The 25902-nt window shown below is 63.8% G+C and carries 24 protein-coding genes; 9 read left to right on the top strand and 15 right to left on the bottom strand.

Annotated elements, in window-relative coordinates; translation table 11 throughout:
• The first annotated feature begins 28 nt into the window (after nucleotides 1-28).
• Together LU493_RS01640 and LU493_RS01635 are read left to right on the top strand one after the other, a co-directional pair.
• Entirely contained in the window at nucleotides 29-1471 is a 1443-nt protein-coding gene (locus LU493_RS01640; RefSeq protein WP_275286040.1) for a sensor histidine kinase, read from the top strand.
• Nucleotides 1468-2877, top strand: a complete 1410-nt coding sequence (locus tag LU493_RS01635) for a sigma-54-dependent transcriptional regulator (protein WP_275286039.1) — start codon at nucleotides 1468-1470, stop codon at nucleotides 2875-2877. Before LU493_RS01640 ends, LU493_RS01635 begins: the two co-directional genes overlap by 4 nt.
• Nucleotides 2878-3009: 132 nt before the next feature.
• On the opposite strand, the gene LU493_RS01630 is transcribed toward LU493_RS01635, so the two are convergent.
• Both LU493_RS01630 and LU493_RS01625 read right to left on the bottom strand, forming a co-directional pair.
• Complete coding sequence (locus LU493_RS01630; RefSeq protein WP_275286038.1) at nucleotides 3010-3372, bottom strand: hypothetical protein; 363 nt, start codon at nucleotides 3370-3372, stop codon at nucleotides 3010-3012.
• A gap of 79 nt (nucleotides 3373-3451) precedes the next feature.
• Nucleotides 3452-3670 carry a hypothetical protein gene (locus LU493_RS01625; RefSeq protein WP_275286037.1) on the bottom strand — a complete coding sequence of 73 codons (219 nt, stop codon included), beginning with the start codon at nucleotides 3668-3670 and terminating at the stop codon, nucleotides 3452-3454.
• A 657-nt stretch (nucleotides 3671-4327) separates the two neighbouring features.
• Here LU493_RS01625 and LU493_RS01620 point away from each other — a divergent pair.
• The 5 genes from LU493_RS01620 to LU493_RS01600 all read left to right on the top strand — a co-directional run bounded on the left by LU493_RS01620 (nucleotide 4328) and on the right by LU493_RS01600 (nucleotide 9591).
• Nucleotides 4328-5530, top strand: coding sequence for a quaternary amine ABC transporter ATP-binding protein (locus tag LU493_RS01620; RefSeq protein WP_275286036.1), 1203 nt, complete (start codon nucleotides 4328-4330; stop codon nucleotides 5528-5530).
• Between the two features lie 5 nt (nucleotides 5531-5535).
• Nucleotides 5536-6369, top strand: a complete 834-nt coding sequence (locus LU493_RS01615; protein ID WP_275286258.1) for an ABC transporter permease — start codon at nucleotides 5536-5538, stop codon at nucleotides 6367-6369.
• An 86-nt stretch (nucleotides 6370-6455) separates the two neighbouring features.
• On the top strand, nucleotides 6456-7328 hold the full coding sequence (locus LU493_RS01610; protein WP_275286035.1) for a glycine betaine ABC transporter substrate-binding protein: 873 nt from the start codon (nucleotides 6456-6458) through the stop codon (nucleotides 7326-7328).
• Nucleotides 7329-7704: 376 nt separating this feature from the next.
• Entirely contained in the window at nucleotides 7705-7884 is a 180-nt protein-coding gene (locus LU493_RS01605; RefSeq protein ID WP_275286034.1) for a hypothetical protein, read from the top strand.
• Between the two features lie 45 nt (nucleotides 7885-7929).
• Nucleotides 7930-9591 carry a BCCT family transporter gene (locus LU493_RS01600; RefSeq protein ID WP_275286033.1) on the top strand — a complete coding sequence of 554 codons (1662 nt, stop codon included), beginning with the start codon at nucleotides 7930-7932 and terminating at the stop codon, nucleotides 9589-9591.
• A gap of 185 nt (nucleotides 9592-9776) precedes the next feature.
• Here the strand turns inward: LU493_RS01600 and LU493_RS01595 are convergent, their stop codons facing one another.
• From LU493_RS01595 to LU493_RS01540, 12 genes are all read right to left on the bottom strand, one after another.
• Nucleotides 9777-11072: an adenylosuccinate synthase gene (locus LU493_RS01595; RefSeq protein ID WP_275286032.1), complete on the bottom strand. Its 1296-nt coding sequence runs from the start codon at nucleotides 11070-11072 to the stop codon at nucleotides 9777-9779.
• 66 nt (nucleotides 11073-11138) lie between these two features.
• Entirely contained in the window at nucleotides 11139-12335 is a 1197-nt protein-coding gene (locus tag LU493_RS01590) for an ATP phosphoribosyltransferase regulatory subunit (protein ID WP_275286031.1), read from the bottom strand.
• Between the two features lie 232 nt (nucleotides 12336-12567).
• Nucleotides 12568-13449, bottom strand: a complete 882-nt coding sequence (hflC, locus tag LU493_RS01585) for a protease modulator HflC (RefSeq protein ID WP_275286030.1) — start codon at nucleotides 13447-13449, stop codon at nucleotides 12568-12570.
• 1 nt (nucleotide 13450) lies between these two features.
• Nucleotides 13451-14671, bottom strand: coding sequence for an FtsH protease activity modulator HflK (gene hflK, locus LU493_RS01580; protein WP_275286029.1), 1221 nt, complete (start codon nucleotides 14669-14671; stop codon nucleotides 13451-13453).
• Nucleotides 14658-14801: a hypothetical protein gene (locus LU493_RS01575; protein WP_275286028.1), complete on the bottom strand. Its 144-nt coding sequence runs from the start codon at nucleotides 14799-14801 to the stop codon at nucleotides 14658-14660. Before LU493_RS01575 ends, hflK begins: the two co-directional genes overlap by 14 nt.
• Complete coding sequence (gene hflX, locus LU493_RS01570) at nucleotides 14789-16105, bottom strand: ribosome rescue GTPase HflX (RefSeq protein ID WP_275286027.1); 1317 nt, start codon at nucleotides 16103-16105, stop codon at nucleotides 14789-14791. Before hflX ends, LU493_RS01575 begins: the two co-directional genes overlap by 13 nt.
• Nucleotides 16106-16113: 8 nt before the next feature.
• Entirely contained in the window at nucleotides 16114-16365 is a 252-nt protein-coding gene (gene hfq, locus LU493_RS01565) for an RNA chaperone Hfq (protein ID WP_275286026.1), read from the bottom strand.
• Between the two features lie 125 nt (nucleotides 16366-16490).
• Complete coding sequence (gene miaA / locus LU493_RS01560) at nucleotides 16491-17429, bottom strand: tRNA (adenosine(37)-N6)-dimethylallyltransferase MiaA (RefSeq protein WP_275286025.1); 939 nt, start codon at nucleotides 17427-17429, stop codon at nucleotides 16491-16493.
• A gap of 15 nt (nucleotides 17430-17444) precedes the next feature.
• Entirely contained in the window at nucleotides 17445-19430 is a 1986-nt protein-coding gene (gene mutL, locus LU493_RS01555) for a DNA mismatch repair endonuclease MutL (RefSeq protein ID WP_275286024.1), read from the bottom strand.
• 123 nt (nucleotides 19431-19553) lie between these two features.
• Complete coding sequence (locus LU493_RS01550; RefSeq protein WP_275286257.1) at nucleotides 19554-20978, bottom strand: N-acetylmuramoyl-L-alanine amidase; 1425 nt, start codon at nucleotides 20976-20978, stop codon at nucleotides 19554-19556.
• A gap of 23 nt (nucleotides 20979-21001) precedes the next feature.
• On the bottom strand, nucleotides 21002-21505 hold the full coding sequence (gene tsaE, locus LU493_RS01545) for a tRNA (adenosine(37)-N6)-threonylcarbamoyltransferase complex ATPase subunit type 1 TsaE (protein WP_275286256.1): 504 nt from the start codon (nucleotides 21503-21505) through the stop codon (nucleotides 21002-21004).
• 2 nt (nucleotides 21506-21507) lie between these two features.
• Nucleotides 21508-23019 (bottom strand): NAD(P)H-hydrate dehydratase, encoded by a 1512-nt coding sequence (locus LU493_RS01540; RefSeq protein WP_275286023.1) that lies wholly within the window; start codon nucleotides 23017-23019, stop codon nucleotides 21508-21510.
• 103 nt (nucleotides 23020-23122) lie between these two features.
• Between LU493_RS01540 and queG the strand changes: the two genes are divergently transcribed.
• Nucleotides 23123-24232: a tRNA epoxyqueuosine(34) reductase QueG gene (gene queG, locus LU493_RS01535; protein ID WP_275286255.1), complete on the top strand. Its 1110-nt coding sequence runs from the start codon at nucleotides 23123-23125 to the stop codon at nucleotides 24230-24232.
• A gap of 4 nt (nucleotides 24233-24236) precedes the next feature.
• Here queG and serS read toward each other — a convergent pair whose 3' ends face one another.
• Complete coding sequence (serS, locus tag LU493_RS01530) at nucleotides 24237-25517, bottom strand: serine--tRNA ligase (RefSeq protein ID WP_275286022.1); 1281 nt, start codon at nucleotides 25515-25517, stop codon at nucleotides 24237-24239.
• A 193-nt stretch (nucleotides 25518-25710) separates the two neighbouring features.
• Here serS and LU493_RS01525 point away from each other — a divergent pair.
• On the top strand, nucleotides 25711-25902 hold a 192-nt coding region (locus LU493_RS01525), incomplete at its 3' end, for a hypothetical protein (RefSeq protein WP_275286021.1).

Raw genomic sequence — 25902 nt, 5'->3', positions numbered from 1 at the left:
TTGCTGACGATATGGCCCCGGATACAGGATGCGCTTACGTAACCTGATACTCATCACCGTCATCGTGCCGTTGTTCGCCATCCTGATGGTATTCAGCCTGGTCGCGATCCACTCCCTTGAAGACAACCTGCGTTCCAAGCTGGAAACCGAGGTACAGATCATCACTCAGGCAACCGGGGCTTCTCTCGGTTATGCCATCGATCGTGCCGAGCCCAATGCCCTGGAGGATGCCTTGCAGTCAGCCTTCTCCTTCCATCGCATCTACGGCGCCCATGTCTTCGATACCGAGGGCCAGTCACTCTATGGCCTGGGGCTCGGTGAGGCCCTGTTCTCCAACGAAGACATCCGCGAGGTCGCAGAAAATGGACAATTACAGACCGCCTACCGGAGCGATGGCGACTGGAATTACTTCTCGGCCCTCAAGCCATTGACCACCCCGTCCGGTGAGATCGTCGGTGTACTTCAGGTCAATCGCCTCAACACCGGCATCGAGAACTACGCCGACTTCATCGGCCTGGTTGCGCTGGGCATCTTCGCGGTCGGCGTGGGCGGCATCGTGCTGAGTATCTGGTGGGGGTTCCGACGTCATATCGAGCGCCCCCTGGAAAGAGTCCTGACGGTCATGGAGCGCGTCGCCGCCGGTGATCGGCACCAACGCGTCGCGGTTCATGGCTCCGATGAATACCAGCGCCTCGGCCTGGCCCTCAACGACATGCTCGATGCCATGGCAGAGAAGGATGCCGACATCGAATCGCGACGCCACAAGGAGATCGAGCTGGAAAAACGTCTTCGCAAGTCGCGCAAGCTCGCCGAGCTGGGGGTCCTGGCTGCCGGGGTCGCCCACGAGATCGGTACGCCACTCACTGTGATCGAGGGTCAGGCCCAGCGCCTGTCTCGTCGCGAGAGTCTCGGTGCGCAAGAGCATGATCGGATCGAACGCATTCGCGACGAAGTCTCGCGTATCGTGGTCATCGTTCGCCAGTTGATGGACCTGGGCCGTCGCCACAACGTCGAGAAAGAGATCGTCGCACTGAACGAGACGTTCGAGGAAGCCCAGGCATTGACCGAGGAAGAACTCGCCGCCCGTCATATCCACCTGGATATCAACCTTCCTTCACCGGCGCCCACGCTGCTGGCCAATGGACAGCAATTGGTCCAGGTCTTCACCAACCTGCTGTGTAATGCCGCCCAGGCCGAAGGTGTATCCCGAGTCTGCCTGAACGTCGGCGCCGGGGAGAAGGAACTCACGCTATGGATAGAGGATGATGGCAACGGCATCACCGAGGCGGACAAGACCCGCGTATTCGATCCATTCTTCACGACCAAGCCGGTAGGCCAGGGAAGCGGCCTGGGGCTCTCCATGGTGCACCGTATCGTCAATGATCACGGTGGCACCATCGGGGCCTATGATAGTCCGCTCGGTGGCGCCGGTTTCGAAATCACCCTGCCGCGCGAGGATACCGCTACATGAACCAATACGATGCCGAGGGACTGACCGACGACGCACGACCCATCATGGTCGTCGAGGATGACACCGCCATTCTGGAACTGCTGTGCGAAGAGCTGCAGGATGCCGGCTATCCAACCCTGGGCGTCGACAGTGCCGAACAAGCCCTGGCCCAGCTCAGCCACAGCGATATCGCACTGATCATCTGTGATATTCGCCTGCCTGGCATGGATGGCATGTCCCTGCTCGAACAGTTGAGGCAGGATGACAATCCCATCGGTTTCATCGTGATCACGGCCTTTGGAACCATCGACCAGGCCGTGGATGCCTTGAAGCTCGGCGCCAATGACTTCCTGACCAAACCCCTGGACCTGGAAAATCTGCGTACTGCCGTCTTCCGGGTACTCGAACATCGACGTCTGGCCAATCGCTTGCGACAGGCCGCCCCTGCGGAGAATTTCCACGGCCTGACCGGGAACAGCGAGTCCATGCGCTTGCTGTTCCACAATGCCGCACGCCTTGCCGACAGCGACGCGCCCCTGCTGATTCTCGGAGAAAGTGGCACTGGCAAGGAATTGATGGCACGTGCCCTGCATGCCGAGAGCACGCGTCACGACGGTCCCTTCGTTGCGGTGAACTGCGCCAGCATTCCTGCCGAACTGATGGAGAGCGAGTGTTTCGGGCATGTCAAAGGTGCCTTCACCGGCGCACAGGAAGCCCGACAGGGACTCTTCCAGAGCGCCCGAAACGGCAGTCTTTTCCTCGATGAAATCGGTGAAATGCCAATGGCACTGCAGGCCAAGCTACTGCGTGCCCTTCAGGAGAGAAAGATCCGCCCGGTAGGCGCTGAACGGGAGGAACCCATCGATGTGCGCATCATTGCCGCCACGCATCGCGACCTCGAGCACGAGATTCAGACGGGAGGCTTTCGCAGCGACCTTTTCTATCGACTGGAAACCTTCTCCTTGCGCATTCCTCCACTACGCGAACGCCCAGGCGATGTCGAGAAACTGATCATGTCCCTGCTGGACAAGCACACCGAGCAGCAGGGAAAGTCGATTTCACATATCGAACCCATGGCGCTTCAGGCCCTGCTCGACTATGACTATCCGGGCAATGTACGGGAACTGGAAAACGCCATTATCCGGGCCGTCACACTGACCGAGGATGGCCAGCTCCATCATGACGACCTCCCCGAACGCATTCGCAGGCAGGCGGCGGAATCTTCCTCCGGAACGGCAGATACCGCCGACATGTCGACTCACGCCAACCGCAACAATTGGCCAAGCCTTGAAGAAGTGGAACGACGCTATATCCACAAGGTGCTTGACGCCACGGGCGGCAACAAGCGGCGCACTGCCGACCTGCTGGGCATAGCCCGCCGCACCCTTTATCGTCGCCTCGAGGAAACCAGCGACGACCCCCGATAAAGCAAGAAAAAAGGCTTCCACGAATCCGTGGAAGCCCTTCACATGCTTTCAGGGTCGGCGACGGCGACGATGCCATCGTGTCTGGAATATCTTGAACGAGATCACCGGCATTGGCCGGTGATCCCGCTGGACTTACCAGCCACCTTCTTCTGTCTCGCCCTGACCGTCTCCGCTCATGGTACCGGTGCCTTCCTGTCCTCCGTCCTGCTCGTATTGCTCGCCGGACGTTGGTTCACCACCGGCACTGCCGCTACCCGTCGTGCCATTGCCTGTGGCATAGGGGTCTTCCTGCTGAGCGGAACCTTGTTGGGTCGTGCCGGATGTCGCCGGATCGCTCCCCGACGTCGTGGCGCTGCCCGACTCCGCCGGCGCGCTATTCTCGGTTGCCGGATCGGCCGGCTCCTCATACCCATCGGCGACCACCAGGGGGCTGGCGACCAATCCGAATGTGATGCCGAGAATACCGAACTTCTTGATAAGATCCTGATTCAACATTTCATGTCTCCTTGAGAGAACCAAATCCCGTGATTGACTGCTGCACCGGTCTTCGCGACCAGGACGGACAAAGGGTGTGTCAGAAACCGCTCTGTTCCTGATCACCGTTCATCTGGTCCTGGTTACCGGTGTTGCCGGACTCCTGTTCCATGGATGGCGGCTCTTCCGCTGGCGCATTTCCGCCATCGCTGCACCCGGTCATTGTCAAGGTGCCGAGGGTCAATGCCACCAGGGTGGCCAGCGCGGTCAGGCGGCGTGATCGCCTGGTGTTCCGCTGTTCATGGAAATTGAATGTCATCGATGCGGCTCCTCGTTGATGGATGCGCACCCAAACCCAAGCGACGCACATGCCAATCACGGCCAATAAATAAAATAAACGATTAAAATCAATAATATAAAAAAACAGAACCAGGCATGAACAATGCTTTCAAGTCGACCGTGGAGTGGTTAATTCCGGCACATGGGTCAACCTGACCCTCCCTTTCACGTCATCGACTATCCTTTTCCGGGTTGCCACCTCCTCGATGCTCAGCAACCGATCAGGATTCGATCAATGAACGAGAACCACACCACAGAACGCCCCATGCCCCCTCGACATCACCGGCCACTGCAAGCCGTATCGTCCCGTGCGGGCCCTCACGGGCACCGAGACCACCCAGCCTCGATCTCTTTGCCTGTCGGACGGCCGATGGCGTCCCGTACTTGCTCAATGACGCCTCCAGCGGTAGCCTCTTTCGGCTGTTGCCGACGGCACAGGCAACGGAAGGCGCCGCATCCTGCGCTTTCCGGGCGTTCATGGCCACCCGGCGTGTTTGAATCACCATTCAACCAACGCTAGGGTATGCCGCCTCGTGCGCGTCAACACTGCCGCCCGGCATCCTGATGCGATCCCTCATCCCAACCAGGCACCGGTCAGGGCGTCCGCGCCACGACCAGGGGCCACTAAGGCACAGCAATGAGTGACAACCGAAACGTCAAGATTCGGGTCCGCAATCTCAGCAAGGTCTTCGGCAACCAGCCGAAGAAGGCGCTCGAGTTGCGCGACCAGGGCCTGAAACGGCCCGAGATCCTCGACAAGACCGGCCAGACCCTGGGCCTCTCCAACATCGACTTCGATGTTCACGAGGGTGAACTTCTGGTGATCATGGGGCTCTCCGGGTCGGGGAAGTCGACCCTGATCCGCTGCCTCAACCGACTGATCGAGCCCACCGAGGGCGACATCGTCATCGACGGCGAGAACATTCCCGATCTCAAGGAGAAGGAACTCCTGGAATGCCGCCGACGCCACTTCTCCATGGTGTTCCAGAACTTCGCCCTCTTCCCCAATCGTACCGTGCGCCAGAACGCTGAATTCGGCCTCGAAGTGCGGGGTATCGACGCGGCAACGCGGCGGGAAGCCGCGGACAACTCCCTCAAGCAGGTCGGTCTGGACGGCTGGGAGGACGCCTACCCCAATCAGCTCTCCGGCGGCATGCAACAGCGTGTCGGCCTGGCCCGTGCACTGGCCAACGACGCCACCGTGCTGCTGATGGACGAGGCCTTCTCGGCCCTCGACCCGTTGATCCGCGGCGACATGCAGCAGGAACTGCTGGCCCTGCAGCATCGCATGAAGAAGACCACCGTCTTCATCACCCACGATCTCGATGAGGCACTGACCATCGGTGATCGCATCGTGCTGCTCAAGGACGGTGAAGTGGTACAGATCGGCACGCCCGAAGAGATCCTCACCAAGCCGGCGGATGACTATGTACGGCGCTTCATCGAGGGGGTCGACAAAGCCCGCATCCTCACCGCCGAGAGTGCCATGCGCAAGGTGCGTTCCACGGTGCGTGACAGTGACGGACCGCGTACTGCACTGCGCAAGATGCGCGAGCACAGCCTCGACTCCATCTACATCCTCGACCGCGAACGCCGTCTGATCGGGCTGATCGACGCCGATGCCGCGAGCGAAGCACTGGAGCAGGGCAAGGAAAAGGTGACCGAGGCCATGACGCAGGACTTTCGCAGCGTGACGCGGGAAGAGCCGCTGCACAACCTGTTCGCCATGTTCAGCGAGAACCGTTTCCCCATCGCCGTCGTGGACGACGAAAAGGTGCTTCAGGGCGTGGTGATCAAAGGCGCCGTCCTGGATGAACTCGCACAGGCAGGAGAAGAATGATGGCTATCGACATTCCGCGCATTCCGCTGGGTGACTGGATCGAAGGTGGCCTGAACTGGCTGACCAGTGAATATTCCATCGTGACCCGCGGCATCTCCCGAGTGACACAGACCGGTATCGATGGCCTCAACGATGCACTGATGTGGCTACCCGACTGGTCACTGCTGGCGATCATCGTCGCTCTGTGCTGGTGGCTGGCCAATTCTCGCCTGGCCATCGGCGCCGCCATCGGCCTGGCGCTGATCTGGAACCTGGGCCTGTGGGACCCTATGATCGAGACCCTGACCCTGGTGGTGATCGCCACCCTGGTGGCAGTGGTCATCGCCCTGCCGGTGGGCATCGCCGCCGCGCTCTCCGAGCGACTCTACAAGACCATCATGCCGGTGCTGGACTTCATGCAGACCATGCCGGCCTTCGTCTACCTGATTCCGGCAATCCCGTTCTTCGGCATCGGCTCGGTATCGGCGATCTTCGCCACCGTGATCTTCTCCATGCCGCCCGCCATCCGTTTCACCACCCTGGGTATCCGACAGGTACCGGTGGAGCTGGTCGAAGCCGCCGACGCCTACGGCGCCACCCGCAGTCAGAAGCTGATCAAGGTCCAGTTGCCGATGTCGTTGCCCACGGTCATGGCCGGCATCAACCAGACGATCATGCTGGCCCTCTCCATGGTGGTGATCGCCGCCATGATCGGCGCCGATGGCCTGGGCAGCGAAGTCTGGCGCGCCATCCAGCGCCTTCGCCCGGGTGACGGCTTCGAAGCCGGTATCGCCGTGGTCATCCTGGCCATGATCCTCGACCGCGTCACCCAGTCGCTGCGCAAGCAACGCAAGTCCTGATGTCTCGGCGCCGTCGCGGGCACAAGGTTGCATACTTCTGCCCGCGTCTGCATCCTTTAGACACATCTTCAATAAAGGCAAACCAGATGACCAAGCAACCTATGCGCCATAGTCTTCGCATCGCTGGCATCGCCCTGGCCGCCGGCACCGCCCTCGCCGCCGGTACCGCCCAGGCTCAGGACAAGGGAACTGTCGAGCTGGGATATGTCGAGTGGTCTTCGGAAGTCGCCTCCACCAACGTGGTTCGCGCCGTGCTGGAGCAGGCCGGTTACGACGTCGAGCTGACCTCGTTGTCCGCCGCCGCCATGTGGCAGGCGGTGTCCACCGGCGACTCCGACGCCATCGTCGCCGCCTGGCTGCCCTCGACCCACGCCGACTATCTGGAACGTGTCGGCGACAAGATCGAGAACCTCGGCCCGAACCTGGAAGGCACCAAGCTCGGGCTGGTCGTGCCCGAATACACGGACGTCGACTCCATCGATGAGCTCAACGCCAACGCCGAAACCTTCGACAACGAGATCATCGGCATCGATCCGGGCGCCGGCCTGATGGGCCTGAGCGAGGACGTCGTCGACGAGTATGGCCTGGACCTCAGCCTGCGCAGCGGCAGCGGTGCCACCATGACCGCCGCCCTGCAATCGGCCATCCAGAACGAGCGCGACATCGTGGTGACCGGCTGGACGCCGCACTGGATGTTCGCCCGCTGGGACCTCAAGTACCTGGACGATCCCAAGAACGTCTATGGTGGCGCCGAGCACATCAACACCATCGCGCGTCAGGGGCTGGAAGAGGACATGCCGGAGGCCTACGCCATCCTCGACGCCTTCGAGTGGACGCCCGAGCAGATGGGCGAAGTCATGTTGATGAACCAGGAAGAAGGTTCCGACCCGTACGAGAATGCCAAGCAGTGGGTCGAGGACAACCAGGACGTCGTGCAGGAATGGCTGCCCGAGTCGTGAGTTCGAACCGGAGCCAGTAAGGGTTCCCGATAAGCGAGCTGGTACGCAATGGCTCGCATGTCGCAGAGGGGAGGCACCGGTCGGTGCTTCCCCTTTTCATGAGGGCGACATCAACGATGAAGAAATTCAATACATAGGAGCTCGAGAGCAGGATTTCTCATCAAAACAATCGTTCGGACGATCATGATCGCGACATGACATAGCCATTCCCGCCTGGATGTGTCGCCAAGCGCAGACGATTCACATGAGATGATGTACGGTATGCAACGATTCGTGGCGAAACAGGCCGTTGAAAGTGACGACCCGCACGATCATCGTCAAACGGCCACACTTGTCGTGTCATCAACATGCGAGATACCAGGGAGGAGCACGGAACATGTTCAAGCGGATCATGGTGCCCATGGATCCGGCATTTGTGGAACCCATCGACGAGGTCGGTACCGAGCGGGTGGCGAAGCCCTCCCACCATCGGGCCAATGCCGGCTTCTCGCCTGGCGGCAAGGTCGCCACACATGCCGAGGTGTCGGGAGTCCTCGCGCCTCTCTCGCGCGACTGACGCCTCGCTTCCCACCGTTCATCGACGTCAACAAGGAGAAGTCCCGTGACGAACGACGATAAAGCCCAAGAGGCCAAAGCGGGATCCGAGGGCATCCCCGCCCCGGATGGACCCGCCAACCTCATCGATACCGATTACGTGATCGGGCAGGACAACATCACCGCCTCCAAGTTCGGGGTGGACATGGACCTTCATGGTAAGGTCTTCACCATCTCGTCGCTGGTGATCCTGTTCTTCGTGATCATCACCCTGGCCATGCAGAACCAGATCGAACCGCTCTTCAACGCCATCTTCGGTGTGTTGACCGGCAACCTCTCCTGGTTCTTCCTGCTGGCCGCCAATATCTTCGTGATCCTCGCCGTGGTGCTGATCTTCACGCCCATGGGCAAGGTACGAATCGGTGGGGCCCACGCCACTCCGGACTTCAGCTACGCGGGCTGGTTCGCGATGCTGTTCGCCGCCGGGATGGGCATCGGCCTGATGTTCTACGGCGTCTCCGAGCCGATGACCCACTTCGGTACCGCCATGGGCGGCACCACGGTGGAGAACGGCGTACGGACCGACTGGGCCCCGTTGGGCGCCGCCGCCGGTGACCAGCAGGGCGCCATCACCCTGGGCATGGCCGCGACCATCTTCCACTGGGGCCTGCATCCCTGGGGGATCTACGCCGTCGTCGCCCTGGCGCTGGCGATCTTTTCCTACAACAAGGGCCTTCCGCTGACCATGCGCTCCATCTTCTACCCGATCCTGGGTGAGCGCGTCTGGGGCTGGGCCGGCCATGTCATCGACATCCTGGCGGTATTCGCGACCCTGTTCGGGCTGGCCACCTCGCTGGGGCTCGGTGCGTCCCAGGCGTCGGCGGGTCTCGGTTACCTGTTCGGGACACCCGATACGGATGCCACCATGGTACTGCTGATCATGGGTATCACGGTCGTGGCACTGGGTTCCGTCGTGCTGGGCGTCGACAAGGGCGTGCAGCGCCTCTCTCAGCTCAACATGGCATTGGCCTTCATCCTGCTGGTGTTCGTGATCGCCGTCGGGCCGACCCTGATGATCGCCACGGGCTTCTTCGAGAACCTGGTCGCCTACGTCGTCAACCTGCCGGCACTGTCCATGCCCTTCGGGCGCGAGGATGCCAACTTCAGCCAGGGCTGGACCGCCTTCTACTGGGCCTGGTGGATCTCCTGGTCGCCCTTCGTCGGCATGTTCATCGCGCGGGTCAGCCGTGGCCGCACCGTGCGTGAGTTCCTGATCGCCGTGCTGCTGGTGCCGTCCGTGGTCTCGGTGCTGTGGATGACCGCCTTCGGCGGCACCGCCATCGACCAGTACGTCACCGACGGCTTCGAGGGCGTACAGAACGCGGCACTGGAGCTGCAGTTGTTCGAAATGCTCGGCCAGTTGCCGCTGACCGCCATCACGTCCTTCGTCGGTATCGTGCTGGTCATGGTGTTCTTCATCACCTCCTCGGACTCCGGTTCGCTGGTGATCGACTCCATCACCGCCGGCGGCAAAGTCGACGCCCCCACCTCGCAGCGCGTGTTCTGGTGCGTCATCGAGGGTGCCATCGCCATCGCCCTGCTGCTGGGTGGCGGCCTGACGGCCCTGCAGACCGCGGTGATCACCACCGGCCTGCCCTTCACCCTGGTGCTTCTGGCGGCCTGCTACGCCATCATCAAGGGCCTGATGAGTGAGCCCAAGAGCGTCTGATCGATGCCGGGCCCTGGAGCCTGCTCGTCAAGACCCGAAATTGCCCCGCCTCGTGCGGGGCAATTTCATTCAGGCCCCCCAGCGCATTCAGGGCCCTCCACGCATCAGCGTCACCAACGAAAACGCCGCCCACCGGAAGGTTCCGATGGGCGGCGCGGTTGCGCAGCTCAGGTGGCCTGACTATCTCACTCGGCGAAAGGATTGCGCAGCACGATGGTCTCGTTACGGTCCGGCCCGGTCGAGATGATATCGATGGGCGTGCCCACCTGCTCCTCGAGGAAACGGATGTAGCCTCGAGCATTGGCGGGCAGGTCATCGACGCTTTTCACCCCGATGGTCGACTCGTTCCAGCCCGGCAGGTCCTCGTAGACCGGCTCGATGGCCTCATAACCCTCGGAATCCACCGGGGCATCGAGGACGTCGCCATCCTTGCTGCGATAGCCGACACAGACGCGGATGTTCTCCAGGCCGTCGAGCACATCCAGCTTGGTGAGACAGAGTCCCGATACCGAGTTGATCTGCACGGCGTGGCGCAAGGCCACGGCATCGAACCAGCCACAACGACGCGCACGACCGGTGGTGGCACCGAATTCGTGGCCTTTCTCGGCCAGGTGACGGCCATGCTCGTCGAACAGCTCGGTGGGGAAGGGACCGGAGCCGACCCGCGTCGTGTAGGCCTTGGTGATGCCCAGCACATAGTCGAGATACAGCGGCCCCACGCCGGAACCGGTCGCGGTACCGCCGGCAGTGGTGTTGGAACTGGTCACGAAGGGGTAGGTGCCGTGGTCGATATCCAGCAACGAGCCCTGGGCGCCCTCGAAGAGGATATTTTCGCCGGCCTTGCGTACATCGTGCACCAGGCTCACGGTATCGCAGACCATGTCGCGCAGGTCGTCGGCCATGCGCATGGCATCGTCGAGCACCTGCTGGAAGTCCACCGCCGGCTCGCCGTGATACTTGGTCAACACGAAGTTGTGGTAATCCAGTACCTCGCCGAGCTTGGAGGCAAAACGCTCGCGGTGCAGCATGTCGCCGAGGCGCAAGCCCCGACGTGCCACCTTGTCCTCGTAGGCCGGACCGATTCCCCGCCCGGTGGTGCCGATCTTGGCCACGCCACGCGCCTTCTCGCGTGCCTGGTCGAGACGCACATGGTAAGGCAGGATCAAGGGACAGGCCGGCGACAGACGCAGGCGATCGCGGACCGGCACGCCCTTGGCCTCCAGTTCGCGGATCTCCTCGATCAGCGCTTCCGGCGACAGCACCACGCCATTGCCGATCACGCACGTCTTGTCCTCTCGCAGGATGCCGGAGGGGATCAGGTGCAGCACCGTCTTCTCGCCATCGATGACCAGGGTATGACCGGCGTTGTGCCCGCCCTGGAAGCGCACCACGGCATCGGCGGATTCGGTCAGTAGATCGACCACCTTGCCCTTGCCCTCGTCACCCCACTGGGTGCCCAGTACGACTACGTTCTTGCCCATAGTGTCTCGTCTCTCGTTGCTGCGCACCGGCATCGGCCGGAGTCGAATAAAACGGTTCGCCTGGCATCAGGCCGGGTCATCGGAAGATGGCAGCGCTTCCACCCGCCAGCCGTCATCGGCCGGTACCAGGTGTCGCTGGCAATGATGTTGATCAGGACCGGTTCGTTGTCCCGGCAGTGCCTGGACGACTCGTTCCCCTCGCTGGCGCAGGTCCTTGACGGTCTCGGCCAGCCCCTCGCCTTCGGCCGGCGCCCAGATACCGTCACCCCGGGACTCTTTCGGCGTCAGGGTCGCCAACAGCTTGAGTTCCAGGGAAAAGCCGGTAGCCGGCCGGGCACGCCCGAAGGCGCGTCCGGTATCATCGTAGCGTCCGCCCTTGGCCAGGGCCTGGCCGTAACCGGGCACATAGGCAGAGAACATCATGCCGGTGTGGTACTGATACCCTCGCAGCTCGGCCAGATCGAAATAAAGCTCGACCTCCGGATGCTCGGCGGTCACGCCACGATGCAGTGCCCGCAACTGGTCGAGGGCGGCGCCCACCGCCTGGGGCGCTTCGGCAAACGCCTCCCGGGCCTCGTCGAGCACCTCGGGGCCGCCATGCAACGCCACCAGGGCACGGAACATCTCCGCCAGCACCGGATCGGCGACACATTCCTCGACTCGGCTCGACAGGGCGCCCGGCGACTTCAGCTCGAGGGCCTCGAACACCGCACGCTCCTGCTCCGATGAAAGCTCGGCGGCCTCCACCAGGCTACGATAGATGCCGATATGACCGAGCGCCAGGTGAACCTCGCCGGCACCGGCGACGGAAAGGCTCGTCAACGCCAGGCGCAGAATCTCGAGATCGGCCTCCAGACCGGCATGACCGAAGAGCTCCAGCCCCACCTGGACCGGGCTTCGTCCGCCTTGATACTGATCGGCCTTGGCACGCAGCACATTGGCGCAATAGCACAGCCGTACGGGTCCCTGCCGCTTGAGGGAGTGAGCGTCCATGCGTGCCACCTGCGGGGTGACATCGGCGCTGGCCCCCATCATACGGCCGGTCATCTGATCGGTAAGCTTGAAGGTCTGCAGATCCAGCTCGGTGCCGGTCCCGGTAAGCAGAGAGTCGAGGAATTCCACGGGAGGCGGCATGACCTGGTCATAGCCCCAGCCGTGGTAGAGATCGAGCAGCGCCCGGCGCAATTCCTCCATGCGGCTGGCCTGGGGCGGCAGCACTTCGTCCATGCCGTCGGGCAAGAGCCAGCGGTCAGCGATGGTCATGTCGTTCTTCCTGCAAGACAGTGGTTTGGCCTGCGCGAGCCTCGCGGCATGGCGGAACACAAGCATGGCGGGATGCCGGAGAAAGCTCGCCGGGAGTGGATAGGCCACAAAAAAACCGGGCCACGCCCGGTTTACCGATTCTATCACGTTTGGCGTCAGGATGAACCCTGGCGCCGATGCCGGCTCGGCACCGGCGCCTTCCCGGGTTCATGACTTCAACCGGCCAACCGGGTCATTCGTCGGTCGGCGTCGGGGTCTTGAGATACTGGAAGAAATCGCTGGACGGATCCAGTACCAGCATGTCGCCATCTCCCTGGAAGCTGTCGCGATAAGCCTCGAGACTGCGCCAGAAGGAGAAGAACTCCTCGTCCTTGCCGTAGGCCTGCGAGAAGATCGCCGCCGCTTCGGCATCGCCTTCACCACGCAGGGTCTCGGAACGCTCCTGGGCCTGGGCCAGCAGCACCTGACGGCGACGGTCGGCATTGGCACGAATGCGCTCGGCTTCCTCCTGCCCCTGGGCACGCCATTCACGGGCCTCACGCTCGCGTTCCGAGCGCATGCGATCGTATACCGCCGAGGAGACATCCTCGGGCAGGTCGATGCGCTTGACGCGAATGTCGAGGATGGCCACCCCCAGCTCGTCGCGCATCAGCTCGTCGAGATTCTGGGTGGGTCCGGTCATCAGCTCGTCGCGTTGCTCGGAAATGATCTGCTGTAGATTCAGGCGACCGAACTCGTTACGCAGGCTCTCGTCGACACGCGGATGAATCAGGCGCACGGCCTGCATCTCGTCACCGGCGGTAGCCTCGTAATAGCGGGTCGGATCGACCACCTGCCACTTGACGTAGGAGTCGACGATCACCGCCTTCTGTTCCAGCGTCAGATAACGGCTGGCATCGGTATCCAGGGTCAACACCCGGGTATCGAACTTGCGGATCGTCTGGGTGATCGGGACCTTGAAGTGCAGGCCCGGCTGAATGTTCTCCTCGACGATCTCACCGAAGCGAAGTTTGACCGCGCGCTCGGTTTCGTCGACCACATACAGGCTGCTGCTGGCCAGCCAGGCGGCGGCGGCCAGGCCACCGACGATGAGCAGGGAACGATTATTGATCATTTCAGCGACCCTCCCTGCGAATTCCGTTGCTGCTGGTGCTGCTGTTGCTCGAGCTGGATGAGGACTGGGAAGTACGCAAGCGTTCGAGCAGCTGCTGATCCACCTGGAGCTCGGCGTCGCCCGACTGGCTGCCGGTGCCACTGCGCTTGAGGCGATCCATCGGCAGGACCATCAGCGGACTCTGCTCGGTGACATCGACCATCACCTTCGGCGTACCGCTATAGACCTCGGACAGCGTATCCAGATAGAGGCGCTCACGCATGATGGCCGGGGCCCCCTGGTACTGAGTCAGGAGAGAATTGAAGCGGTTGGCCTGACCACGTGCCTCGGCCACCACCGATTCGCGATACCCCTGACCCTGCTCGACGACGCGCTGTGCCTGACCCTGAGCGGCGGGAATCACCGCGTTGGCATAGGCCATGGCCTCGTTGATGGTTCGCTGGCGATCCTCGCGGGCGCGAATGACGTCATCGAAGGCATCCTGCACGGCATCGGGCGGCGAGGTGGATTCGATGTTCAAGGTCTGCAGCATGATGCCGGTGCCATAGCTATCCAGGTAGGACTGCAGGCGACTGTTGACCGAGCTGCCGAGAATCTCGCGACCCGAGGTCAGGATATCGATCATGTCGGTGCCACCCACCACATGACGCAGGGCGGAGTTCAGGGCATTCTCCAGGCTGAGCTCGGGATCACGCACATTGAGCACGTAACCGCGCGGGTCGGCGACCTGGTACTGAGCCGATATCTCGACGGAGACGATGTTCTCGTCCTGGGTCAGCATCGACTGAGTCTGAGTAAGGGAGCGCACCCGGGTCACATTGACCATGCGCACGTCATCGATCAACGGCGGGTTCCACTGCAGGCCCGGCGTCACGGTTTCCTGGTACTTGCCGAAACGCAGTACCACGCCCCGCTCGGCCTGATCGACCAGATAGAACCCCGAGGCGGCCCAGATGGCCAATGCCACGATCAGCAGCAGGCCCGGCAACGCGAAGACATTGCGCGGCTTGCCGCCGCCACCCGAGCCGCCACCATTGCCGCCGCGCTTGCCGCGGCCACCCAACATGCTGTTGAGCTTGTTCTGAAATTTCTTCAGGGCCTCGTCGAGGTCCGGGGGGCCCTGATTGCCGCCCCCTTTACCTCCACCGCCGTTGCCACCTCGGCGGCCCCCACCACTCCAGGGGTCATGCTGGTTGCCGCCACCGGGCTCATTCCAGGCCATACGTCGTCTCCACTATGCGTTGCGTACCGCCGCGCACCGGAGTGTCGCGACGGGCATCGTTGCGATCCTTGTGGCGTCGACCGGCATTGGCGATACCGATCGACGCCCGAAGGCGACTCACTGCTCCCAAACGGGACCCTCCTGCAATTCCTCCGGCAGGTAATCGTTAGCGCTCTCGCCCAGACGCGCCATCAATTGCAGGAAGTCACGTCGCGGCAGCCGCACCTCGAGCAAGGTGCGCCCCTGCTCATCGAAGCGCTCTTCACGTACCGCTCCCAGGTCGTGCAGGCCCGCTCGCAGCTTGCCCTGAGCAGGTGCCAGGGTGATATCGAAGTCGATGATATCGTCGGCCAGGCATTCCGACAGCGCCTGTTCGAACAGCGCCAGCCCTCGTCCATCCTTGGCCGACAACCACACCGACTCGGGCCGCCCTTCGGCGTTGCGTTCGATGCGCGGCGCGCTGTCGAACAGGTCGACCTTGTTCATCACCTTGAGCGTCGGCACGTCCAGCGCACCGATCTCGTCCAGCACCTCGTCCACCTGGCTCACATTGAGGTCGCGGTCCGGATCCGCGGCATCGATCACATGAACCAGCAGGCTCGCCTCGGCGGCTTCCTGGAGCGTCGCCTGGAAAGCTTCCACCAGCTTGTGAGGCAGATGCCGTATGAATCCCACGGTATCGGCCAGCACGACCGGTCCCACGTCTTCGACCTCGAGACGCCTCAAGGTGGGGTCGAGGGTAGCGAACAGCTGGTCCGCCGCATAGACCCTCGACTCGGTCAGTGCGTTGAACAACGTCGACTTGCCGGCATTGGTATAGCCGACCAGCGACACACTGGGGATCTCGGCACGCGAGCGGGCACGGCGATTCTGGCCGCGCTGGCTGCGCACCTTGTCCAGGCGCTTGTGAATAGCCTTGATACGGCCGCGCAGCAAGCGGCGGTCGGTCTCCAGCTGGGTTTCCCCCGGCCCCCGCAGGCCGATGCCGCCCTTCTGCCGTTCCAGGTGGGTCCAGCCACGCACCAGCCGAGTCGACATGTACTCCAGCTGTGCCAGTTCCACCTGCAGCTTGCCCTCATGAGTCCGCGCCCGCTGCGCGAAGATGTCGAGAATCAGCCCGGTGCGATCCAGCACGCGGCACTTGAGCGATTGCTCGACATTGCGTTCCTGGGAGGGACTGAGGGCATGGTTGAAGATCACCAGCTCGGCCTTGTGGACCGCCAGGGCTTCGCGGACTTCCTCGACCTTGCCCGCTCCGATGAAGAAACGCGGGTCGGGCCGGCCTCGACTGCCGGTCAGCAGCGTGGCCGGCTCCGCGCCGGCCGAGCGTACGAGCTCGAGAAACTCCCCGGAGTCCTCACGCTCTCTTTCGTCCTGGAAGTCCACATGGACGAGTACCGCCGTCTCACCGGCGTCGGGACGTTCAAAAAACAATCAATACCTCACGCGTCGCTGTCCGGCTGCGCGGGCACATCGGCTGCCGGCAGACGCACATTGCGCGACGGCACCACCGTGGAGATGGCATGCTTGTAGACCATCTGGCTGACCGTATTGCGCAGCAGAATGACAAATTGGTCGAAGGACTCGATCTGGCCCTGCAGCTTGATGCCGTTGACCAGGAAGATCGACACCGGAATGCGCTCCTTGCGCAGTACGTTCAGGTATGGATCTTGAAGGGACTGTCCTTTGGACATGTTGCTCTCCCTAAATTATCTCTTATGGGGTTGATAGTGTTATTGGGTGCCCACCTCATTTCCCGAGGTGGCACTCTTGCCCGGTTAAGCCCGATCAGCCGGTCTCATGGAACGCTCATCTTACGCTAACTGCTGAATTCGCGCACCAATTTCAAGACACGATCGAGTGGTTCACCGGCCAGAATGTCGACCCAATGCAGTTCGGGCCAACCACGCATCCAGGTCAGTTGACGCTTGGCCAGCTGCCGCGTGGCGACGATCCCCCTGCGCCGTAGCGTCTCTCGGTCGCCCTGCCCTTCCAGGTACTCCCAAGCCTGACGATAGCCCACGCTCTTCATCGCCGGTAGTCTCGCATGCAGGTCGTCCCGCGCCTTCAGGCCGGCCACCTCATCGAGAAACCCTGCCTCGAGCATGGCATCGAATCGCGCCGCTATCCGTGAGTGCAGCACACTTCGATCGGCCGGAGCGAGCCCTATCGACAACGTACGCCAGGGGAAGGTTTCTGGTCGCTGCTCATCCCAGTGCTCGGTGAGCGAGCGCCCACTGATCCGATAGACCTCCAGCGCCCGTGTCAGGCGCTGGGGATCATTGGGATGAATGCGTCGGGCCGCACGCGGATCGATCCGCGCCAGTTCCTCATGCAGCTCGGTCAGCCCACGTTGGTCGACTTCCCGATCCAGTTCGGCCCGGATCGCCGGATCTCCCGATGGCAGGTTGGGCTCGCCCACCCAGAGCCGCTGGTAGTACATCATGGTCCCGCCGACCAGCAGGGGAACGCGACCGGCGTCGGTGATGCGGCGCATCTCGCGGCGCGCATCCTCGCGAAACGCCGCCGCCGAATAGGGATCGGCCGGATCACGGATATCGATCAGGCGATGCGGCGCCCTGGCCAGCTCCGTCGAGGTCGGCTTGGCACTGCCGATGTCCATGCCACGGTAGACCATCGCCGAATCGACGCTGATCAACTCGCACCCCAGTCGCTCATGCAGAGCGATGGCCATGTCGGTCTTGCCCACGGCAGTCGGCCCCATCAGGAAGATGGCCGGCGGGCGCGTGTCGCTCATGAAAACTCCGTAGGGTCATTGACCTCGCAGGAACAGTCGATCCAGTTCCTTGAGGCTCATCTCGGTCCAGGTGGGACGACCATGGTTGCACTGGCCGCTGCGCTCGGTGCGCTCCATGTCACGCAGCAGCGCGTTCATTTCCGCTGTCGTCAGTTGGCGGTTGGCCCGTACGCTACCATGACAGGCCATGGTCGACAGCAATTCATTGATATGGGCCTCGAGCCGATCGGAACGCCCGTAACGCTCGAGATCGCCGAGCATGTCGCGCACCAGCGGCTCGACATCGGCGTCGACCAGCAAGGCCGGCACCTGGCGCACCAGCAGCGTCTCCGGACCGGCCACGTCGAGCTCCACGCCCAGTCGAGAGAAAGCGTCGCGCTCGGCCTCGGCGGTCGCCACCTCGGCGGCGCTGGCCGCCAGGGACACCGGCACCAGCAACGGCTGGGCCTGCAGGCCTGTCCCGTCCCCGGCGTCGCCATGTACCTGCGATTTCATGCGTTCGTAGACGATACGTTCATGGGCGGCGTGCATATCCACCACCACCAGGCCACGCTCGGTCTGGGAGAGAATGTAGATGCCATGCAACTGCGCGATGGCATAGCCCAGGGGCGGCGCACGCGTGGCGTCTTCCTCCGGCATCGTCGGCGCCGCAGGCGGAGCGGATGTCGCGGCATCGGGAGAGGCCTCGCGCTCGGCGAGCGCCATCTCGGCGGCATTTCCGCCCGCCCCCGGCGCGGACGGCTGAGGCGTCAGCAGGCTCTCTTCGTGCTCCGGGTGAAGGGCACGATAGCCCTCCATGAAGGCGCGTACACGATCCGGAGTCACCTTCTGTCCGCTACTCTCGTCGCGCCCGTGCAGCGCCATGGGTTGCTGCTGCCAGCGTCCGGCGGACTCGGCCACGCCATTGGCCGCCGACGGCGCCTCTTCCGACGCCCCCTCCCCGGCAGGCGACGCTTCCGTCACCGTTCCTTCGCCCGGTTGACCGGCGCGTGCCTCACCGAGTGCCCGGTGCAGGCTGGAAAACAGGAAATCGTGGACCATGCGTCCATCGCGGAAGCGCACTTCATGCTTGGTCGGATGCACGTTGACATCCACCACCGTGGGATCGACCTCCAGATACAGGACGAACACGGGATGGCGACCATGAAAGAGCACGTCCCGATACGCCTGGCGGATGGCATGGGCCACCAGCCGGTCGCGCACCACCCGCCCATTGACGAAGAAATACTGCTGATCGGCCTGGGCCCGGGAATGGGTCGGCAGACCGACCCAGCCCCACAGGCGCAGCCCGCCGGTCTCGATATCCAGATGCAGGGCGTTTTCCAGGAAGGCCTTGCCAAGCAACGCCTGCAGGCGACGCTCGTGGCCGACCAGATCGCCGCCGGGGCTCAACTGATGGATGGTCTTCTGGTTGTGGCGTAATACCCAGCCGAGATCCAGACGCGACAGGGCCTGACGGCGAAAGGCTTCTTCCACGTGGCCGAACTCGGTCTTCTCGGTGCGCAGGAACTTGCGACGTGCCGGCGTGTTGAAGAACAGGTCGCGCACCGTCACCGAGGTGCCACGCGGGTGCGGCGAGGGGGTGACCCGAGGCTCCATTCGGCGCCCTTCCACTACCACGCGCCAGCCGCTCGTCGGGTCGTCCTCGACGTTGGACATCAATTCCAGGCGTGATACCGAACTGATCGAGGCCAGCGCCTCGCCACGAAACCCCAGGCTCGCCACGCCCTCGAGATCATCCAGGGAGGCGATCTTGCTGGTGGCATGACGCGACAGGGCCAGCGGCAGATCCCCTTCGCCGATGCCGACGCCGTCATCGCGCACCCGGATCAACCGCGCCCCGCCGGACTCCAGCTCCACCTCGATGCGCCGGCTACCCGCGTCGATGGCGTTCTCGACCAGCTCCTTGACCACCGAGGACGGCCGCTCGACCACCTCACCCGCGGCGATCTGGTTGGCCAACCGCGGATCGAGAACCTGGATATGCTGCCTGTCTGTCATGCCCCCCCCCTGAAGCTGGAAGTCGGAAGCCTGAAGCTGGAAGCCCCATAAATCGCAAAGGGAAACTTCCAGCTTCCAGGCGCCAGGCGCCAGGCGCCAAGCGCCGCTCTTCAAGCTTCCGGCTTAAGAACTCGGTATCCTCAGCACCTGCCCGACCCGGATGATGTCGCCGTTGAGCTCATTGGCCTGTCGGAGCTGGCCGACCGGCACATCATGGCGGGCGGCGATCTCGGACAGGGTATCACCGGGCTGAATCCGGTACTCGTCGCCGCTACCACCCCGGCCTTGATCTCGCTGCCAGGCCAGCAGGCTGGCCGGCGGCGGATTGCGTTCGAAATGCGAGCGGATGCCACCGAAGATCGCCTGTACCATGCGCTGCTGATAACTGCCGTCGCGCAGTCGCCGCTCCTCCTGCGGGTTGGAGATGAACCCGGTTTCCACCAGCAGCGAGGGAATATCCGGCGACTTGAGCACCACGAAGCCGGCCTGCTCGACCCGGGACTTGTGCAGGTCATTGACGCGTCCCATGCGATCCAGCACCCGGCCCCCGATGGTCAGGGAATCGTTGAGCGTCGCGGTCATGGTCAGGTCGAGCAACACACCGCGCAGTACCTCGTCCTTGTCATCCAGCGACAGGTTGCCGTCCACGCCGCCGACCAGGTCCGAACGGTTCTCCGAGGCGGCAAGCCACTTGGCGGTCTCCGAGGTCGCGCCACTCTGGGACAGGGCGAACACCGAACTGCCATGCGGTCGAGGGCTGTTGAAGGCGTCGGCGTGGATCGAGACGAAGAAGTCGGCTTTCTGCTCCCTGGCGATGCGTGTGCGCTGACGCAACCCGACATAATAGTCGCCATCACGGATCATCACTGCCTTGAAGCCTTCGGTGGCATTGATCAACCTCGACAGGCGCTTGGCCATTTCCAGCACCACATCCTTCTCACGGGTACCACTCGGCCCGGTGGCACCTGGATCCTCGCCACCATGGCCGGCATCCACGGCGACGATGATATCGCGCCTGGGGTGCGGCTGTGCCTGCTTGACCGCCGGCGTCACGGTGTCCGGGTCGCGCCCCTCGGCCACCGCTTCGGTCTGGGCGCGTTCGACAGCGATTTCCTGTTCACGGATCTTGGCCTCGATGGGATCGATGGGATCCTCCACGGCGCTCTCGCCGGGGTACTCCAGATCCACCACCAGGCGATGGCCATACTGCTCGTTGGGCTGCAGGGTGAAATGGCGCGGCTCGATCGCCCGTGACAACTCCAGCACCACCCTCAGGTCATCGCCATTACGCACCCCGGTACGCACTTCGCTGATGGCACTGCCGGACAAGTCCAGGCGATCGACATCGGCGTTGAAGCGACTGTCCTGGAGATCGATGACCAGCCGGCGGGGGTCCTCCAGTGTGAACACCTCCGCCGAAGCCGGCGACGACAGATCGAAGACCAGTCGCGAGTGGTCGGGCGCCGCCCATAGACGCAGGTTGTCGACGCTGGCGGCCTCGGCACAGAATGGCACCAACAGCGCCAACGGCAACAACCAGCGAGCCATGTTACGGCGCAATATCCTTTTCCTCATGAAACGTCTTCGTCCGTGCTGGCGAGATAACCATCCATCCGGGCCACATCCGCGGCCAGTCGCTCAAGAACACCGCGGCCCCGCTCGGTCTCGGCCGACAGGGTGACCAGGCGTCCATCCCCCTCCAGCGTCAGGCGCACCCACAGGTCGGGCGCGGGTAGCCAGCCCTCTCCCCTGCCGGGCCACTCGATCACGCAAAGCGCGTCTTCGCCGAGCAGATCGCGCCCACCGATGAATTCCAGCTCCTCGGGGTCACCGAGACGATAGAGATCGAAGTGATGCACTCGCGCCTGCGCCAGTTCATAGGGCTCCACCAGCGTGTAGGTAGGACTCTTCACCGCTCCCTGGTGACCGTAGGCACGCAGGATCCCCCGGGTCAGTGTCGTCTTGCCGGCACCGAGTTCGCCTTCCAGGTAGACCCGCCCCCGGCCGGCCAGTGCCCGACCGAGGCATTCCCCCAGCGCGACCTGTCGGTCTTCATCAGCGAGTCGCAACCGCATCGTCATTCGTCCATCGTCGGATTGACCAAAATTCGCGCACAGGATGCCAGATCGCTGGCCAGCAAGCCACGCTCACCGCCCTGCCCGGCCGCCATGTCGGCGGCCAGGGCATGCACCATAACGCCGAGGCGAGCGGCGATCTCCAGCGACAACCCCTGGGCCACCAACGCCCCGAGCATCCCGGAGAGCGCATCGCCCATGCCGCCACTGGCCATGCCCGGATTTCCGTAGGGGCACACCGCCAGTCCATCCGGGCCGGCCACCAGGCTGCCGGCTCCCTTGAACACCACCACGCCACCGAAGCGCTGTTGCAGTGCCAGTGCCGCCGCCGGTCGATCCGCCTCCACCTCGGCGGCCGTGATACCCAGCAGGCGCGCCGCCTCGCCGGGATGCGGCGTGAGAATCCAGTCATCACGCCGATGTCCGACGAAGCGACCGGCAAGCAGGTTGAGGCCGTCGGCGTCCACGACCAGGGGCTTTTCGGCGGCCAGGGCACCCTGCAACATGGCCTGCCCCCAGCTGCCTCGCCCGAGCCCCGGGCCGACGACCAGAACCTCCGCCGCTTCCAGCAGATCGCCGAGATCGGCGAGGCCTCGCACGCCATGAGCCATCACCTCGGGCCGACGTATCAGACTGGCGGCGACGTGAGCGGGATCGGTAGCCAGGCTCACCTTGCCGGCGCCGAGCCGAGCGCAGGCCTCGGCGGCCAGCAGGCCGGCGCCGCCCATGCCCGGAGCGCCCCCCAGTATCAGCGCATGCCCCGCCGCTCCCTTGTGGGCATCGCGCTCGCGGGGCGGCAACAGCATCGCGATCAGCGACCGGTCAAGCCGCCACGCCGCCGGCACCATGTCGTCGAAGACCTCCCGGGGCGCCGACAGTTCCTCCACGGCAAGGGTGCCGACCCGGGCCGGCCCGCGCCCGGTGTGCAAGCCCAGCTTGTCGCCGATGAAGGTGACGGTACGGGTGGCGCGCACCGCCTCGCCCAGTTCGGTCCCGGTATCGGCATGCAGGCCGGAGGGGATGTCGATGGCCAGCACCGGCCGGCCACTGGCATTGATAGCCGCGATGGCCGACCGGGATGCCCCGCGTACCTCGCCGGAAAGTCCGGTACCGAGCAGGGCATCAACCACCAGCTCGCCGGTCAGCCTCATGCCGTCGTGCCAGGCTTCGCGCCCGACGCCGGCAGCATCGGCCATCTCGGCGGCCCGGCGCGCATCACCCTCGAGCGCCTCCACGGGCTTGACGAGAAGTCGCTGCACCGACAGCCCCTCGGCGGCTGCCAGGGCAGCCAGTACATGGCCATCGCCACCGTTGTTCCCGCCGCCGCACAGCACGCTCAGGTGACGCACCTCCGGCCAGGTGGCTCGCAGGTATCGCCAGGCCGACGCCGCGGCGCGCTGCATCAAGGCGAATCCTGCCACGCCGGAAGCGATGACGCGCCGGTCGAGCTCGCGCACCTGGTCGGCGCGATACAGTGCATGGCCCTTGTGATTCAGCGGTGGCGCTTGTGTCATTCGCTATTCCCCCAGCACACGATGCTTTACCATGTGGAGTGTGTCTTGTCCCCCGCCCGACGCCAAGCGTCGCGGCGCCATTCTGCGTGGTGTTTGCTCGATCATGACCCAGCCGTCTGCTCAAGGCGACGCATCCCCCGACCTCGAGGCCCTGGCCGACTCGATCAAGACCTGGGGCCGTGAACTCGGCTTCCAGCAAGTCGGGATCACCGATGTCGACCTGGCCGAGGACGAGGCCCGACTGCAGCGCTGGCTGGACAAGGGACACCACGGCGATATGCACTTCATGGCCAAGCACGGCACCAAGCGCACCCGCCCGGAAGAGCTGGTGCCCGGCACGGTGCGGGTGATCAGCGTGCGCCTCGACTATCTTCCCCCCGAGGTCGAGACCACCCGGATGCTGGCCCGACCGGAGAAGGCCTATATCTCGCGCTACGCCGTGGGACGCGACTATCACAAGCTGATGCGCAAGCGCCTGGCCACGCTGGCCAAGCAGATCCAGGACGAGATCGGCCCCTTCGGCTACCGCGCCTTCGTCGACTCGGCCCCGGTAATGGAACGCGCCCTGGCCCGCAAGGCGGGCCTCGGCTGGGTCGGCAAGAATGCCATGATTCTCAATCCCAGGGCGGGATCACTGTTCTTTCTCGGCGAACTCTACACCGACCTGCCCCTGCCGGTGGATCCCCCTTACGAAGGCGCCCATTGCGGCAGCTGCAGCGCCTGCCGGACGGGCTGCCCCACCGATGCCATCGTCGAGGACCGCGTCGTCGACTCGCGCCGCTGCATCTCCTATCTCACCATCGAGCTGCATGGGGCAATTCCCGAGGAGTTCCGCGTCGCCATGGGCAATCGCGTCTTCGGCTGCGACGACTGTCAGCTGGTATGCCCCTTCACTCGCTTTACCCGGGCCAGTCGCGAGCGGGACTTCGCCCCCCGACACGATCTCGATCGGGTCGACCTGGTCACCCTTTTCGCCTGGAGCGAGGAGGAGTTTCTCGACAAGACCGCCGGCAGCCCTATCCGGCGCATCGGCTACGAACGCTGGCTACGCAACCTGGCCGTGGGGCTGGGCAACGCGCCCTGGAGCGAGAGCGTCGAATCCGCCTTGCGGGCGCGCCTGCCCTATCCTTCCGACCTGGTTCGCGAGCATGTCCGCTGGGCGCTGGCGCAACAACGACAGCGGCGCGCCAGCATGATTGCCGTGGAGGCCTGACGCCTCAGGAAACGTTGATCGTTTCCATGCCGCCCATGTAGCCGCGCAGCGCTTCAGGCACGGTGATCGAGCCATCGGCATTCTGGTGGTTTTCCATCACCGCAATCAGGCAGCGCCCCACTGCCAGGCCGGAACCGTTCAGGGTGTGCAGCAACTGCGGTTTCTTCTCGTCCGGGTGACGATAACGTGCCTGCATGCGGCGAGCCTGGAAGTCTTCGCAGTTGGACACCGAGGAAATCTCCCGGTAGGTCTCCTGGCTCGGGAGCCAGACTTCCAGGTCATAGGTCTTGGCGGCACCGGCGCCCATGTCGCCGGTACACAGAGTGACGACGCGATACGGCAGATCGAGCGCCTGGAGGATCGCCTCGGCGTGGCCGCGCATCTCCTCGAGGGTGTCGTAGCTAGTCGACGGCTCGACCAGTTGCACCATCTCGACCTTGTCGAACTGGTGCTGGCGGATCATGCCCCGGGTGTCACGACCATGGGATCCCGCCTCGCTGCGGAAACACGGCGTGTGGGCGGTCAGGCGCACCGGCAGCGACTTGTGCTCGATGATCTCATCGCGCGCGAAGTTGGTCAGCGGCACCTCGGCGGTGGGAATGAGATAATAGCCGCGCTCATCCTCCAGCCGAAAAAGGTCCTCGCCGAACTTCGGCAACTGCCCGGTGCCGTAGAGCGAATCGCGATTGACCATATAGGGGACATAGCATTCCTCGTAGCCATGCTCGAGGGTCTGCTTGTCGAGCATGAACTGGACCAGCGCCCGGTGCAGCCGCGCAATGGCCCCGCGCATCACCGCGAAACGCGCCCCGGTGAGCTTGGCCGCCAGGTCGAAGTCCAGCCCCCCCTGCAGGGCGCCGAGATCGACATGGTCACGAGCCGTGAAATCGAGCGCGCGCGGCGTGCCCCAGCGATGCAGCTCGACGTTGTCGTCCTCGCTCTGCCCCTCCGGCACGCTCTCGTGGGGCAAGTTGGGCAGGCCGCTGACCTGTTCGTCCCACTCGGCCTGCACCTCGGCGAGACGGGCCTTGGCCGCGTCGAGGCGATCGCCGAGGTCACTCACCTCGTCAAGCAGCGGCTGAATATCCTCGCCATTGGCCTTGGCCTTGCCGATCGACTTCGAGCGCGTGTTGCGCTCGTTCTGCAGCCGTTCGGTCTCGGCCTGCAGTTCCCGGCGCCGGGACTCCAGCGCGGCCAGTCGTTCGGTATCGAGAGCGAAACCTCGCTTGGCCAGTCGTCGGGCGACGTCCTCGAGGTCGCTGCGCAGCAGTTTGGGATCGAGCATGGAATCCTGTCCGTCGATGAAGAAAGCGGCAAACGCAAGGCGCCCATTGTAGGCAAAAGCCCGGCCTCGCGCCACGGCCCTAGATGCGCGCCATGGCCCTGTCGCGGTACAGTAGAGATCACCTTATCTCCCGCCGGCCCTGCCGATACGTGAAACGACACGACAGGGTGGCGCCAATATCGATACCCACATCATGATCGCACGACTGGACACCAGTGATGCCTCTCTCGGTCAGCAGGCCGACCACTACCGGGCCTTTCTCGAGGCTTTGCGCGAGACCGGCTTCGCCGGCGAGATCGCCCCGGACTACGCCAACCGCACGGTACTGGCCACCGACAACTCGATCTATCAGCGCCTGCCCCAGGCAGTGCTCTATCCCCGCGAT

The organism is Halomonas elongata, from assembly GCF_029081005.1.
Classification (GTDB): Bacteria; Pseudomonadota; Gammaproteobacteria; order Pseudomonadales; family Halomonadaceae; genus Halomonas; species Halomonas elongata_B.
This window is presented reverse-complemented; position numbering and strand designations above follow the sequence as displayed.

Excerpts from the sequence above, each read along its gene's own strand:
- LU493_RS01640 (WP_275286040.1), top strand. The coding sequence starts at position 29 with ATGCGCTTACGTAACCTGATACTCATCACCGTCATCGTGCCGTTGTTC.
- LU493_RS01635 (WP_275286039.1), top strand. The coding sequence starts at position 1,468 with ATGAACCAATACGATGCCGAGGGACTGACCGACGACGCACGACCCATC.
- LU493_RS01630 (WP_275286038.1), bottom strand. The coding sequence starts at position 3,372 with ATGTTGAATCAGGATCTTATCAAGAAGTTCGGTATTCTCGGCATCACA.
- LU493_RS01625 (WP_275286037.1), bottom strand. The coding sequence starts at position 3,670 with ATGACATTCAATTTCCATGAACAGCGGAACACCAGGCGATCACGCCGC.
- LU493_RS01620 (WP_275286036.1), top strand. The coding sequence starts at position 4,328 with ATGAGTGACAACCGAAACGTCAAGATTCGGGTCCGCAATCTCAGCAAG.
- LU493_RS01610 (WP_275286035.1), top strand. The coding sequence starts at position 6,456 with ATGACCAAGCAACCTATGCGCCATAGTCTTCGCATCGCTGGCATCGCC.
- LU493_RS01605 (WP_275286034.1), top strand. The coding sequence starts at position 7,705 with ATGTTCAAGCGGATCATGGTGCCCATGGATCCGGCATTTGTGGAACCC.
- LU493_RS01595 (WP_275286032.1), bottom strand. The coding sequence starts at position 11,072 with ATGGGCAAGAACGTAGTCGTACTGGGCACCCAGTGGGGTGACGAGGGC.
- LU493_RS01590 (WP_275286031.1), bottom strand. The coding sequence starts at position 12,335 with ATGACCATCGCTGACCGCTGGCTCTTGCCCGACGGCATGGACGAAGTG.
- hflC (WP_275286030.1), bottom strand. The coding sequence starts at position 13,449 with ATGATCAATAATCGTTCCCTGCTCATCGTCGGTGGCCTGGCCGCCGCC.
- hflK (WP_275286029.1), bottom strand. The coding sequence starts at position 14,671 with ATGGCCTGGAATGAGCCCGGTGGCGGCAACCAGCATGACCCCTGGAGT.
- hfq (WP_275286026.1), bottom strand. The coding sequence starts at position 16,365 with ATGTCCAAAGGACAGTCCCTTCAAGATCCATACCTGAACGTACTGCGC.
- miaA (WP_275286025.1), bottom strand. The coding sequence starts at position 17,429 with ATGAGCGACACGCGCCCGCCGGCCATCTTCCTGATGGGGCCGACTGCC.
- mutL (WP_275286024.1), bottom strand. The coding sequence starts at position 19,430 with ATGACAGACAGGCAGCATATCCAGGTTCTCGATCCGCGGTTGGCCAAC.
- LU493_RS01550 (WP_275286257.1), bottom strand. The coding sequence starts at position 20,978 with ATGGCTCGCTGGTTGTTGCCGTTGGCGCTGTTGGTGCCATTCTGTGCC.
- tsaE (WP_275286256.1), bottom strand. The coding sequence starts at position 21,505 with ATGCGGTTGCGACTCGCTGATGAAGACCGACAGGTCGCGCTGGGGGAA.
- LU493_RS01540 (WP_275286023.1), bottom strand. The coding sequence starts at position 23,019 with ATGACACAAGCGCCACCGCTGAATCACAAGGGCCATGCACTGTATCGC.
- queG (WP_275286255.1), top strand. The coding sequence starts at position 23,123 with ATGACCCAGCCGTCTGCTCAAGGCGACGCATCCCCCGACCTCGAGGCC.
- serS (WP_275286022.1), bottom strand. The coding sequence starts at position 25,517 with ATGCTCGATCCCAAACTGCTGCGCAGCGACCTCGAGGACGTCGCCCGA.